11 protein-coding genes are annotated in these 14,624 nt (G+C 44.4%); 3 read left to right on the top strand and 8 right to left on the bottom strand.

Annotated features, from left to right (window positions below):
* Positions 1–6: 6 nt before the first annotated feature.
* Positions 7–984: an ABC transporter permease gene (locus IEW05_RS01095; RefSeq protein ID WP_373285768.1), complete on the bottom strand. Its 978-nt coding sequence runs from the start codon at positions 982–984 to the stop codon at positions 7–9.
* 253 nt (positions 985–1,237) lie between these two features.
* Here IEW05_RS01095 and IEW05_RS01090 point away from each other — a divergent pair, with 253 nt between their 5' ends.
* The gene (locus tag IEW05_RS01090) at positions 1,238–2,098 is read left to right on the top strand and encodes an alkaline phosphatase family protein (RefSeq protein WP_188534989.1); all 861 of its coding nucleotides are present in this window, start codon (positions 1,238–1,240) and stop codon (positions 2,096–2,098) included.
* Positions 2,091–3,059: a metallophosphoesterase family protein gene (locus tag IEW05_RS01085; protein ID WP_188534987.1), complete on the top strand. Its 969-nt coding sequence runs from the start codon at positions 2,091–2,093 to the stop codon at positions 3,057–3,059. The genes IEW05_RS01090 and IEW05_RS01085 overlap by 8 nt, the downstream gene beginning before the upstream one ends.
* An 85-nt stretch (positions 3,060–3,144) precedes the next feature.
* Here IEW05_RS01085 and IEW05_RS01080 read toward each other — a convergent pair whose 3' ends face one another.
* The 7 genes from IEW05_RS01080 to IEW05_RS01050 form a co-directional block, all read right to left on the bottom strand.
* Entirely contained in the window at positions 3,145–3,621 is a 477-nt protein-coding gene (locus tag IEW05_RS01080; protein WP_188534985.1) for a GNAT family N-acetyltransferase, read from the bottom strand.
* A gap of 129 nt (positions 3,622–3,750) precedes the next feature.
* Positions 3,751–7,728, bottom strand: coding sequence for a glycosyl hydrolase family 18 protein (locus IEW05_RS01075; RefSeq protein WP_373285767.1), 3,978 nt, complete (start codon positions 7,726–7,728; stop codon positions 3,751–3,753).
* 344 nt (positions 7,729–8,072) lie between these two features.
* Positions 8,073–8,213, bottom strand: a complete 141-nt coding sequence (locus IEW05_RS01070) for an S-layer homology domain-containing protein (RefSeq protein WP_194434079.1) — start codon at positions 8,211–8,213, stop codon at positions 8,073–8,075.
* 94 nt (positions 8,214–8,307) lie between these two features.
* Positions 8,308–9,582 carry an MBL fold metallo-hydrolase gene (locus IEW05_RS01065; protein ID WP_188534979.1) on the bottom strand — a complete coding sequence of 425 codons (1,275 nt, stop codon included), beginning with the start codon at positions 9,580–9,582 and terminating at the stop codon, positions 8,308–8,310.
* Entirely contained in the window at positions 9,582–11,258 is a 1,677-nt protein-coding gene (locus tag IEW05_RS01060) for an ABC transporter permease (RefSeq protein WP_188534978.1), read from the bottom strand. Before IEW05_RS01060 ends, IEW05_RS01065 begins: the two co-directional genes overlap by 1 nt.
* A gap of 2 nt (positions 11,259–11,260) precedes the next feature.
* Entirely contained in the window at positions 11,261–12,334 is a 1,074-nt protein-coding gene (locus IEW05_RS01055) for an ABC transporter substrate-binding protein (RefSeq protein WP_188534976.1), read from the bottom strand.
* Between the two features lie 16 nt (positions 12,335–12,350).
* Positions 12,351–13,328: an ABC transporter ATP-binding protein gene (locus tag IEW05_RS01050; RefSeq protein WP_188534973.1), complete on the bottom strand. Its 978-nt coding sequence runs from the start codon at positions 13,326–13,328 to the stop codon at positions 12,351–12,353.
* A 189-nt stretch (positions 13,329–13,517) separates the two neighbouring features.
* Here IEW05_RS01050 and IEW05_RS01045 point away from each other — a divergent pair, with 189 nt between their 5' ends.
* A complete protein-coding gene (locus IEW05_RS01045; protein ID WP_188540644.1) occupies positions 13,518–14,408 on the top strand; it encodes a LysR family transcriptional regulator in 891 nt (296 codons plus the stop codon).
* The last annotated feature ends 216 nt before the right edge of the window (positions 14,409–14,624 follow it).

The following is a 14,624-nucleotide window of genomic DNA, read 5'->3' as shown; positions in this document are numbered from 1 at the left end:
CTCTCGTTAGAATAAGGCATTGTCCTTACTGATTCGACGGACAGCGAAGTTCGCCCCCAGGATCAGGAAGAAGCACACGACGGATTGGTAGACACCAGCGGCCGTTGACATTCCAATGTCTCCACGTACAATCATTGCACGGTAGACAAACGTATCGATCGTATTTGTAGTCGGCATCAGTGGACCAGAGTTCATCGGCACCTGATAGAATAAACCGAAGTCTGAACGCATAATGGTACTGATCGAGAGCAGAGTCATGACGATAATCATCGGTGCAATAAGCGGAAGTGTAATACGGGTCATCTGCTTCCACTTGCTGGCACCATCTATGGTTGCCGCCTCGTAGTACTCCTTATCGATGCCAATAATCGCTGCGAAATAGATAATAGCCAAGTATCCTACGCTTTTCCACATATTCACGATGACCAAAATATATGGCCAATAATTCGCCTCATTGTACCAAGAGATCGAATCGAAGCCGAACCAATTCGCAAGCGTCCGATTGATAAATCCACTTTCTGCATTCAGAAAGCTATATACTAGGTAAGCTACAACAACCATGGAGATAATATGGGGAAGCAGAAACGTACTCTGGTAAAAACGAGTGACGACTTTATCCTTGATCTCGTTAACCAATAGTGCCACGAGCAATGCTATAGATGTATTTACGATAATGAAAGCTCCGTTATATAAGACTGTATTTCGTGTAATCAGATAAGCGTCCGGCGAGTTGAACAGAAACTTGAAGTTGTACAGACCGGCCCATGGACTCCCAAATATTCCATCAACATAGTTCAGTTCCTTAAAAGCCAAGATGACTCCATACATGGGAATGTAATTATTTACAATCAAGTAAATTAGTCCGGGAATCATCATAAGAAGCAACGCCCTGTATTTCTTTAATTTCCTGCGAAATATGCGCATTCGGCTAGGTGCGACTGTGGGTGTCACGGTGATTGCATCGGATGATGCAAGTTCTGTCATACAGCTCATCCTCTCTAGTTATTTCCTTCTGTCACTTATTATAGATGGACTTCAATTTCACGAACTACTAGGATGATGACTTATCCTTATAACGATTGTGACTACTTCGTGCACAATTTTTGCACAATACGATTCTCATATTGACGGTTCCATTAGCTGCTCGTATGCTAAAGGCGTGTACACAAGGTGAGGTTCCTATTTTTTTGGAAAAACTCACCTTCTACTAGAGATTTCTTACGAGGAGTGATACAAGATGAAACAAGCAAAAGCGGTACAGCGAGTGTTTATTCTTGGCATGGATGGAGCGGGGAATTTCGTACAACAAGCGAATACCCCTACTTTAGATGCTTGGCTTACGCGGGGTGCTTTCACCTATGAAGCGCAGGCGGAATTACCGACAATCAGTGCGGAATGCTGGGGTTCCATCTTACACGGAGTAAGTCCTGACAAACATGGCTTGACCAATGACAAGGTGGCAAATGAGTCCTTTCCGACCGATTCTCCCTTTCCTTCCCTCTTTCGGCTAGTTAGAGAACAACAACCGGAGGCCAAGCTTGCTTCTTTTACCGGTTGGAGTCCTATTAATTCCGGTATTATTGAAGATAACCTTGGAGTAAATAAGGTTTCCCTCCCCGATGCGGAGCTTGTTCCTGCTCTATTAGAATACGTAGAAGAGAATCCCGACGTACGGCTACTGTTCCTGCAACTGGATGAGCCGGATGGCTCTGGACATAGACACGGATATGGCGCAGATTCACCGGAATACCTGAAAATGATTGGTACTTGCGACGAGCGAATTGGCACGATACTAGAGCGGTTAGAGCAGCTCAATCTTGTAGAAGACAGCCTGATCATCCTACTCACAGATCATGGCGGAGGTGGGGCAGAGAAGCACAATCATGGTAGCGACCATCCGATGGACCGCAATGTCTTCTGGGGCTGCATTGGACCAGGCGTCAAGATTGGTCGTCTGTCAGGTCCTGTATCCATTACGGATACGGCCGAGGTTACTGCTCTAGCATTAGGTCTATCGGTGCCGCAGCAATGGGATGCTAAATTACCGGAGGGACTACTGAGCGACGGGTGCATCCCCGAGGAGAAACATCATGGCTAAGACCCTGCGATTCCGGGAAGATGGGACCTTCAAGATCGTGCAATTTACCGATCCGGAATTTGCAACATATGACATGGAAGAACAACAGATGGAATCCATGATGCTCCGCATTATACAAACAGAGCAACCCGATCTGGTCGTCTTCACGGGGGATATCATCGCCTCCGCCAGCACACCAGACCCAGCCGCCGCATTCCGGCGGGCCTGCTCTGTGCCGGAATCCTTGAATACACCATGGGCGGCTGTATTTGGTAACCATGATTCTGAAGGAATAATTACGCGTGAGCAGTTGCATGCAATGCAACTGACTTACAGTCATAATTATGCCAAGCCCGATCCCCCTGGGGTTCATGGATCAGGCAACTATGTGCTAACAGTGAAGGGGACAGACGGGGAAAATGCGAGTGCTCTCTATTTCCTGGATTCTGGCAGTTACTCGCCGCTAGAGTATAGCCGGATGGGCTTCTATGATTGGGTCCGCCGTGATCAGATTGATTGGTATGCACGTGAATCCTATCAGCTAACCAACAGCAACGGCGGTACGCCATTACCTTCCTTAGCCTTTTTCCATATTCCATTACCTGAATATAACGATGTGTGGGACTTTAGCGTCTGCTACGGGGAGCGTAACGCTGAATTCTGCTGTGCTCCCTGGGTGAACTCTGGCCTATTCGCAGCAATGATCGAAATGGGAGATGTGATGGGGACATTTGTTGGCCATGATCATGGCCACGACTACTGGGGGAATTGGCATGGCATTCGCCTATGCTTTGGCCGTACGACGCGTAATGCTTACTTGGATAAGCCCTTTGCTCCAGGTGCCAGAGTCGTTGTCATGCATGAAGGACAACGAAGCTTCGACACTTGGCTGCATCTAGAGGATGGAACGATTCAGTCCGAGCAGAATCGGCATGAGCCAGAGGGTCGAACTCCGAAGATCGGTGCGATGGGACTTCGTTAACTCCTATGATAACAATACAATCGGGCATCCCCAGGGTCACAGAAGTGACTAAGGGGATGCCCGATTTTATCTAAGTAGAATTCTATTAATTATATGACATCCATACCGTAGTTCCTACAGTCTCAAAATCCTGTTTATACCAAAAGTTGCGTGATTTTTCTAACGCGTACACATACATCTTTTGGTTTGGGTGTTTCTCTTTTAACCAGTTGATAAAATATGCTGCATAACCTTTGCCTTCAAATTCTTTCAACACATCTAATGCTTCGATAAAGATGATATCTGTTTTATTCTTAATATCAATATAGAAGTCTTTCTCCATGTATTTGTCATCATCATTGAAATAATCTTGTTCCGCCTTCTGAACTAACTGGTTCCCACTACTGTATTCCCAAATCACACCGTATCCGGCCAATTCTTGACCATCTTCAATAACATATATATCTTTAGGTAGCTCCGATAGATCCTTCTTACTTAATTCCCAGGCATGGTAGCTCGTCTTAATTTCGCTTAATATGGATTGCATTTCTTGATCAAATGGTCTTGCAGTAATCGTAGGCATTTTCAATCTCCTTTTGCGGTTTCTAGCTGTTCCTAACACTAGCTTATTCATTTCCTTCCGTCAATCTATGGTGTCGTAAAATCAAATAGTAAAAAAAGGCACGGAATACGAATTCCGTGCCTTTCGATATTAATCCGATAATCCTAATGCACGAATAACTCTCATGACCATAACTGTGCCTTGAGCTCTTGTGACATTCGACAGGGGATCTAGTTTGGTTAGCGAAACTCCTTGGATCACTTTCTGTTCTACCATCAGGGCTAGTGAGGCTCTCGCATAGGAAGAAATAGCCGCTTGATCAACGAACTGATTTAGTACAGCAGGATCTACTGTATCATGCTTCTTGCCAGTATATTTCATTACGTTATCAAGCATGACTGCCAATTCTTGACGTGTCACTGGATCATTTGGACCAAATGTATCTGCTGTCTTACCTTTGATTATTCCGGATCTCTTCGCAGCGGAAATATCGCTCGCATACTTCGATTGCTGATCAACGTCTTTAAAGGTTACTTCCGTCCCATCAGGTACAATACCTAATGCTCTAACCATCATTGAAGCCACTTCAGCACGCGTAAGACTAGTATCGACTCCAAAATGATCGGTACTCTCCCCAGAAACAATCAGTTTCGCAGTTGCCAGTTCAATATCCTTCTGTGCCCAGCCTTTTGTAATGTCTAGGAATTTATAGCTGGTTTCAACAACGGTGTAAATACTATTTCCGGCTCTCTTCAATTCGGCTGTTACGGTACCATCTGGGTTCACCGTAAATAAGGTTGGCACCGAGCGAATTTCATCGGTACTTGGGATATAGATAACTCCTGTAACTCGATTCAGGTCAATATCCTTAGCGTTAAACGTAAATTTACGACTCAGAAGAGAATTACCAAAGTTCGTAATTTCAACGGATGTCTGATCGGAATTTAGCTGTTCGATCTTAAATTCAAGCGGGCTAACAAGGTTCTTCATCCCCTTACTCAATATCCGCTTCATCATTTGATCATTATTGCCTTGTTCAGGAGATTTGATCGTAATTTTAATATCAGTAGCGACATCGATCGGATGAATAGGGATAATATACTGGGTATCATTCATGATGATGATGAGTTGCGTCTGCTCCCCTTTTGATGCAATAGCAGCAATAACCTCTTTAGGTACAATAATCTCGATCTGCTTCAGATCTTTGTCACTAACCACGACTCGGAATGTAGCCCCAGTAGACTGATTAATAGCAGTTAATGCCGCAGCTGTTGGAATTTTTACATTGCCCTTATCACCATTTTTAGTAATCTGAATGTCAAGTTGACCTGGTAATTTAGGGACTGTTGATGATGGCGTCGATCCAGTTCCTCCTCCTCCGCCTGAAGGAGTTGATCCCCCGTCTGGATTTGACGGTGTTATCGGTGGTGTAACAACTTCTGATTGTGTGGTCACACTAAGCTCATTGCTATTAATTGATACTTTTTGAACATGATCATCCTCTTTGACGACGGCAATAACATGGATCTTATAATTGGTGCCTGCTGTAAGGGAGCTTAATGTATATTGCGTTTCTATTGTATTTCCTACCCATACTTTATTCACGAAAACTTCGTATCCCGTGGCTTCTTCCGTGGCATCCCATTTCACTTTAATTTCATTCTTACCTTTGGACATGGTTTGAAGATTTTGAGGAGCTGCTAATGCTGAAGTGTTCACAGATCCATCAATCGGAAGATCTTGAACCAACTCTGTAGTTAACGTTCTATTGCGGTCTCCACTGATTTCCCAGCTCATCACACCCGCAATATTCAATGATTTCAGTAAGGATGTGGTGTACATGATGGATTCTTTGTCGTTATAGCTAATAAAAGTTTTCGTTTCACTATTGTATACATAGGGCACTTTAGAAGCTTCATTCCAATAACGGACAAAACCATTTGTATCCACATAGTTGTTTTCTACATCTGTAAAATCAAATTGTCCGCCTTCCCATGTTCCAAATGGAGTCGCTCCAGCACAAATCTGATATTCTCCATTCTCGGAACAACCGGTCCAACCATTTCCGTAGAACGGAACCCCTACGACTAATTTATAATTGGGGACTCCTCCATTTAAATGTCCTAAAATTGCACCTTGCACATTATTTCTAGGTGCATAGGTCCCTGCTTTAGGATGGTTCTTATCGAAATATAATGGCGCATTGTGATGGGCCAATGTGTCCCATTTACCACTGTAATCATAGGCCATAATATTGACGAAATCGAGATAGTTGACGGAACGGGCAAGATCCGCATTAATAACGAAATTATCTCCCTGTGCAGCAGCAATCGTCTGAAGATAATACTTGCCATCCTCTGAACCCGCTGCATCCAAAGCTTCACGAACTACTTTAACTAACAATGTAAAGTTTTCCTTATCCTCTGGTCTTCTGGAATTGGTATCCTCTCCACCCTCAATAGGATATTCCCAGTCAATATCAAGTCCATCCAATTGATAAGTACGAAGGAATTTCACAACAGAGTTAGCGAAAGCACGACGAGTCTCTTCTGTCGCAGCCATATTCGAGAAGTTTTTAGACCAAGACCAACCCCCTACAGAGACCATTAACTTCAAATGAGGGTTTTGCTCTTTTATGGTTGCAAAGGTGTTGAAATTATTCAAATCTACTTCAGGATCACCAATGACCATTTCACCATCAAACACGTAGTCTTTCTGTAGTGGAATATTCTCGTTCTGGCACGCTACAGCACCTGTTCCGAATCCCTTCCAACATAAATCAGAGAAGGCATAATTGATATGAGTGATTTGGGAAACGTCGATATCGGTAGGTTGATAATTTCTACCCTCTTCACTCACTGACCAAGATGTATAATACGTAACAATATTATAATTACTACCCGGTACAACCGTTACTTCGTTACTTTCTGGTGATTCCCAAAGGTTGTTCTTCGCCACGATGGTATAGGAATAAGATTGTGCTTCAGTAAGAGCAGTAGCTACATAACGATTGGATTCACTCGAACCGATGAAAGTGCCATCCTGATATACATCATAGCTTGTGGCACCAGGGGTTGGTGCCCATCCTAATGAAGCTGATGTTCTTGTTGCTGTAACAACCTGTAGGTTCGCTGGAGCTACTAACTCTCCCCAAGTGATCGTCACTTTATTGCTATTTGCAGAAACAGGATTTGGTGGATTTTGCGCGCCAACTTCGAAATTATATGTTTGACCAGGCACCATCCCTCCCGTTGGTTTATACGTAATTGTCGTTGCAGAATTATCCCATGTGCCGCCTTTCCAATCTCCATTCACATAGAGATCATAACCCGTTGCCCCAGGACTTGCTCCCCAGCTTAAGGTTACAGAATCATCACTAGCGCCAGTTACTTTCAAATAACTTGGTGCTGCTAGTGGTGGATCTGGGTATTCGCTCGTATCCGGCAAAGTCGTAAATGTGACTACGTTACTCTTTTGTTCCGGGGTGAGATTAGCAGCTTGTATTCCATCCTGGCCAACATAGAAAGCATAGGTCGTCTCCGGTTCTAAACCACCAACTACCTTCGCTCCATCGTTTGCCCAAGTAATGTACTTGTCATTTTGATTTTGATCCCAAATCCAATAAGCGGTTATTCCAGGTATAGGCTTCCATTCTAGGGATACGGTATTGTGTGTTACATCCACAACCTTTAAGTCTCTTGGGCCAATCTCCGTTGAAGGTTCTGGCGTGGAATCTCCTGCAAGTGTCGTAAACTCAATAACGTTACTCTTAATTACGCTAGGCGTTGGGCGCTCATACCAAGTAATGTATAGTTTATATGTGGTTTCGGGTAGTAATCCTTCTAGTGTTCGGCTACCATTATTGCCCCAAGTATAATATTCGTTATTATCGGCTTTCCAAACATCAATATCAATTTTAGTAGGATCCTCATGAAGGTCCCATGCAATCGTTGCGCTCGTAGCCGTGATAGAGCCTTCTACTACTCTTAAATTTTGTGGAGCAAGCGGGTCTACTTCTTCAGCATATGTTATAGGTGCCTGAATGAATGTTCCAATTGCTAAGATAAATGCCATAAACAAGGTCATTAATTTGAGATACCTCTTCTGAGCAATTATTAACACTTGCATCCCCCTTAAAAAGTAAATTTTGAAACTCAGTGAATGTAAGCGGTTTCAACGTTGCATGTAGAGAGAACCGTTCAGCATCACACTCCTAAGATCGTTTATTTCCGCATTCCAAATCTCTACCCCCTTTACGAAAATACTGTTTCTGTTAATTAAATTTAGATGTAACAAGCATGAATTGTGGACAAGCACAAAATCAAGGGGGACTATCATCTCTTTTATAGGATAAAATTCTATTCTTCCATCCTTGTTTAATCGTTACTATTAAACACAAATGACCCACAAGAGGCCACTTTTTGCAAAGCATCCATCTTGTGGGTCACAGTTTTATTTATTAGGCTAACCGTTTAAGAACTTACATCAGCAAATGGATTGCCCGTGAACAGCGAGACATCCGCACCCGCAATACCGGCCAGGATTTTAACAAATTCACTTCTAGTAATATTTCTACCTGGTGAAAATTTATTGTCACTGATGCCATTGATCAAATCTTTTAACAAATTTACAGTTTTCATATTTACCCATATAACAGGAAAAAACCCGCATTTATGTGCGGGTCTAGAATTTATTACAATGTATCTATCAAATATTTAGTTCTCCACCTGGTTCCAATGAATACAACCCATGATACCCTTCATCCAGCAATCTCGACACAACTAGATCCGTTTCTTCTTTGGGGGCGTGAACCAGAACAGCCTGCCTGCTCGGTACTTCGTTCAACATCTGGCTCACATCAGGTAGTCCTTGATGAACCTTGTAGCATATGTGCTGCACCCTACATCCGGATGTCATTGTTCCTTCATTTAATAATTGTCTCGCAAACGAGCCTCGCGGCGTATGACCTGTCAAAATAACGCTATGGTTCGCCCCTTGCGATAATTGCTCATAATACCAACGTGCCTGCGGAGATTCCATCATCCCATCCCCGGTAAAAATAATACAAGGTATATCCCGCTCCAATAGAGATGAACGATCCTGATCGTCCAGCGGAATAATCACTTTGTTGCTATTTAACATTGCTTCGATCCGTTCCAGAGCCCCACTACGAAGCCATTCAGGCCGATTTCCCATAGTTTCAAGGCCCTGCCAAATCCCTTTTTCTACAATTAGGTCATACTCGGGAAATTGTTCTGCTGCCCAAATGAGTAATTCCTGGCCTCGGCCAAGTGCAGGAACTGGCAGTAACAATTGTCCCCCTGCTTCAAGCACGCGTTCAGCCGTTTGTCTAAGCTGCTCCAGCTTTATTATCTGCGATTCATTTTCCATCCCATATGCATTATCTACTATAGAAAGATCAGTTATGGAATTGGTAGGGGTATCCGCGTCCAGCAACTGCGATTCACGGCTGTAATCTCCGGAGAAGAACAACTTACGCCCCTCCATCTCTAGCATAAACCACACCGAACCTACCAAATGCCCACTTCGACCCCATTTCAATTTCAGACCATTACTAGGCTCGAACCATTCTCCGGGCGGTGCATAATCCTCCAGATAACGGTAAGTCATCGCTTTGATGTGCTTCTCTTCGTAAGGAAGCTCCCCTCCACGTCTGCTCACATATTTACGCCAACTGTCAAAATAGCGCTCTAGTTGATCCGCAGTGGCCCTCGTTGTCCAAATGTCTCCCTTATATCCATGCTTATATAATAATGGTAGTCCTATGGAGTGATCCTCGTGTGCATGCGATAGGAAAATTGCGTTTAACTGGGGAATTTCCTCAGCAATCATAAGTGGGTAGATGCCTTCTCCCTCTTTTTTAACACCACAGTCGAACATAATCCGGTTTTGTTCTCCGGCGAAGAAATAACAGGAGCGGCCATGTTCGCCCGCTCCGCCCCAAATTTTTAATTTAATCATCAAGCATTCCACTTTCTTTTGGAGCCCAGGCTCTCAATAATTACAAGCATCACGGTGGTGAGCCCAACGGACACGACAGCCATCGCCATGCCCAAAGATACTTGTCCTTGTTCAAACTGAGCAAAGATATAGGTTGCTGAAGTTTGAACGGACGGTGGTAGAATCAACAACGAACCCACTAGTTCCCGCGAAGCGATGGTGAACGTCATCATCCAACCTGCCAACATACCGGGAACGATTAATGGTAGCAACACACGGCGGAACACGTATTGCGGCTTCCCGCCAAATACTTGTCCAGCTTGAAACAATGAGGGATCAATTTGTCCATAGGCGCTTTTTACATATTGCACCGTATAAGGAAGAAACAAAATGACATACGTTAAAATAACCATACCGTACGTGTTGTACAGCGGAATCGGCATCCAAGGTGAATTCCACAGCAGAATCAAACCTACGACCATAACAATACCTGGGACGGTATTCGGTAATAAACTGAACAAGTCCGTCGTGCGCTCAATACGGGTACGTGATCTTCCTATGACAATGGCAAACCATGTGCCAAGAATTACGGCAATAGTTGATGCTGCAAGTGAGAGGAGTACACTATTCATCAACGCTCTCATGCTTGTAGAGCCCCAGGTCAGCAATTCCTTGTAATAATCCAGCGTAAAGTTGTTCCAAGCAAGCCCTACTCCGCGCAGCTTCATGGTTGAAGCCGCGATAATTGAGAAATAAGGTACGCCAATGGACAGAAGTAACAACAGAGCTACAAAAATAACATAGATCCAAGTCCATCTCCCTTGCGAATGCAAGGAAGAACGACGAATTCCCTTACCACCCACCAAGCTATAAGTGAAGCGCCGACTCAGAACCGACTGCGCATACCAAATCAACAAACATGCGGTGAGCAGTACGGAGGCTAACGAAGTCGCCTTACCAAAATCGATCGGCCAACTCGATATATATTTGTGAATCTCCGAGGTCATGACTTCATATCCAATACGTTTCCCGAAAGTGACAGGCGTTCCAAATTCAGCAATCGTTTTGACAAAGATGAGCATAGCGCCCATACCGTACGCAGATAGCAGCAACGGTGCAATGATCCGCCGAAAACGATACATGAACGGTGCTCCTAATACAGCTCCAGCTTCCTCAAGACTACCCCCAATCCGCTCAAGCGCGCCACGCAGCAGTAAATATAGGAAAGGGAACAAATGTAGACTCATAATCATGACCATGCCACCGAAAGTGAAGAAAGCAGGAGTTATGGACCCGAGTCCAGGCACGAGCTGCTCTAGATACCCATTCTTTTGCATAAAGAGAATCCAGCCCATAGAGCCAATATAAGGCGGTGTCATAAATGGGATCAAAAACACGATATCCAGCCAACGCCACCTAGCAAGCCTAGTATTCACCATGACCCAAGCCAGTGGTAGTGCGAGAACTGTAGTACCCGCTATAACGCAGATTCCTAGCCAGATCGAGCCCAATAGAACTTTGAAGAGCTCGGCATCGGCCAAAGTTCGGAATGGAGCTGCTAGTTGCAGCTCACCATCCCGATATACACTTTGAATAAATATTTCAATCAAAGGGACTACAATCATTATTGTCAATACAAGTAATGCTAGGACAATCGACCATACTCGAATGTGTCGCAAAGATGAAGAGTTTCTCATGTTTATTTAAATAGTTTCGTGAACTTATCCGTCACTTCTGTTCCATGTTCATTCATCCATGACCAATCAGCTTTGAGAAGCGGAATTTCATCCAGGTTCGCGCGATTCTCAGCTTTGATGTCCGTACGGCCCGGAAGAAGTGCAGCATCAGATACTAGCTTTTGTGCTTCATCCGATAGAAGATAGTCAATAAATGCCTTAGCATTTTCTTCATGCTGGGTTGATTTCATAATTGCCGCAGGACGTGGACTAATTACGGTGCCTTCCTTCGGATACACGATGTCTACTGGCTCACCCTTGGCTTTCGCCTTGTAAGTCATATAGTCAACTGCAGCGGCTACCATGCTTTTTGCACCTGTAATAACTGGATCTAGAGCTTCTTGATTGGCTCCAGCAACTGCAACATCATTCTTACTAAACTCTTCGAACAAAGACCAACCACTCTCTCCCTTATCGCTGAGATAACCTGTGATGAAATCAAGCGCAGAACCTGACAACGTCGGATCAGGAATATTAATTTGTCCCTTGTATTCTGGCTTAGTTAAGTCTTCCCAAGATGTCGGTGGAGTTGATACAAGCTTTGTGTTATAAGCGATACCGAGAGCAGAAGCACTCGTGCTGAAATAGTTCCCTTCTGAATCAGACCATTCTGGGTTAAGCTTGTCTGCATTTTTAGCATCTGGATACGGCAGCGTTAGCCCATCACTCTTTAATCCTTGAGCAGAAGGTAGCGATGCCAGAATCACAACATCAACAACCGGATTAGATTTCTCTGCCTCCATACGAGCTAGAATTTTACCCGTGGTGCCTTGGAACATTTCAACTTTTATGCCTGTTTGGGCTTCAAAGCCTTCAATGATCTTATTCGCCAGACCTTCAGGTCCCGCGCTATAAAGGACGAGCTTTTGATCGGCTACTTGTGTGCTAGGCACACTGTTGTTCGTAGAAGCAGAAGCCTCTTTAGCGGTAGAATTTGAATTACTCCCACAAGCTGTCAACGTCAAGCCAAGTGCTAAGGTCAGCGTCAGCGCCGTTCCCTTTGTCCATCCATTTTTAATCGTATTTAAATTAACCATGATTTAATCTCTCCCTTTATTTAGATTTATCTATGTGATGAAGGCGATGATGTGGTAAATAAACCTCTGTCTTCGTACCAACTGCTAATCGCGTGTGGTGATACGCAGTCCATTGCTCTTCTTGCCCTTCCGCTTTGACCCTAACTTCATAACGGTCTCCAACATAGCTAACGTGCGTAATCTCTACTTGAAAAGAATGACCATCTTCTCCCATCGGCTCCCACATCAGGTGCTCTGGACGAAACATCGTCTGGTTTGGCACAAGCCAATTTGATTTGCCGATAAAACGAGCAACAAAGGCATCTGAAGGTTTGCCATATACCTCTTCCGGTGTTCCTGATTGCAAGATACGACCACTATTCATCACCACAACTTCATCAGACATCGACATTGCCTCAACTTGGTCATGGGTGACATAGAGAGCGGTAAGCCCCAGGTCACGAACTAAAGACATCATTTCAAGACGCATATCCTCGCGTAGTACGGCATCTAATGCGCTTAGCGGTTCATCGAATAATACAAGGCGTGGAGTAATTGCTACGGCGCGTGCAAAAGCGACCCGTTGTTGTTGCCCCCCCGACAGTTGATGTGGAAATCTCTCTGCCATCCCTGTCAGCTTAACCTTTGCGAGTGCTTCCAGCACGGTTTCACGGATTTTGGTAGTTCGCTTGCCTGCTCGAAGCCCAAAAGCAACATTTTCGAATACCGTCATATGCGGCCACAAGGCAAAATCCTGAAATACCATCCCGAACCCACGTTGATGTGTCGGCACTGCTCTTTTGCTAGAGTCTGCAAAAATCACCTCGTCACCAATGGAGATCGAACCTCGATCCGGCGTTTCTAATCCTGCAATCATACGCAGAATTGTCGTCTTTCCGCAGCCCGAAGGACCTAACAGGGTCGTAAAGCTTCCTTGGCGTACAGTCAAATCCGTCGGGTGCAAGGCAACGGTTCCTCCAAAGGCTTTACCGAGCCCGCGTATGTTCAAATCCATATCATTACCTTCCTCGTATGCTTTGGCTTTGTGTAATTGATCATTGACCTACAAGTACCAGTCTACGTGTGAAATACGATACCCGTGTTAAGCGAATGTAAAGGCAAAATTAATTATTTCAATGAATACTGTTAACATTCATAGATTAAATCTATAGATAAGAACCTACGAAAGAGAGATATAAATATGATGAACTTAAATCTATTAAAGCTACGTATTGTGGAGTTGCTCGAAAAACACAACAAGATTACAACCGTTGCAGACATCCTTGAGTTAAAGCAGCCGACCGTTACCTTTCATATGAAAAATCTGGAACGGGACTTCGGCGTTAAGCTGTTCGAAGCACGAATGGGGAAAATCATACTAACCGACGCCGGCTACGCCCTGCTCCATTATGCCGTCAAAATCAATGCGCTCGCGGCGGAAGCTGAACGTGTCGTCATGGAATTCGACACGCTCCGGAGGGGAAGCATCCGAATCGGAGCAAGTTATGTTCCCGCTACTTATGTTCTTCCCGCTGTCTTGCATCGGTTTGTTAAGGAGCACCCTGGGATCCAACTTTCTCTCTTCGTCAAGACGGCCCCCATCGTAAAAGACATGCTGGAGCACCATGAAATTGATATTGGCATTATCTCCGCTGAACCTTTTACCACTTCTACATTGGTAGCCGATGCCCTATGCGAAGACGAATTAGTGCTCATTCATTCACCAACCCATCCCTTAGCTACCCTCGAGAACTTAACGCCTGATCTAATTGCCTCTTCATCCTTTGTTCTGCATGGCAAAGAATCCAGCACGCGAAGAATGACGGATAAATGGTTGGAAAATCATGATCGGCGACTGCCCTACTATATGGAATTGGATTCGCTTGAAGCTATTAAACAAGCGGTTATACTTGGAGCACATGTATCCTTCGTTTCTCGGATGGCCGTCCAGAGTGAGGTCGATCGTGGACTCCTTCAGATGCGCCCAATCCCCGGTAATCTAATAGAACGTTATGTCTATGCCGTGACGAATAAGGAACGCCACCGCTCCGCGTTGATAAATCAATTTAGCAGCTATTTGTCGGTGCTTGACTAGAGTAAAACAGGAAGTACGTCTCCTAATTATATGATTCAAGCCCATTTCAGAGATGGACAAAAAAAGATCCACCATGCATGAGCTTGGTGGATCTTATATTTTGTCTACAAACATAGAATGTTTGGATGACTTGTCACCTAACGAATACCGACGAGCTGCATAACGAAGATACCTCAGCTCTGGTAATACGAGCTGAGGTATCTAAACTAACTGTTT

It is taken from the genome of Paenibacillus segetis (assembly GCF_014639155.1).
Taxonomy (GTDB): domain Bacteria; phylum Bacillota; class Bacilli; order Paenibacillales; family Paenibacillaceae; genus Fontibacillus; species Fontibacillus segetis.
This window is presented reverse-complemented; position numbering and strand designations above follow the sequence as displayed.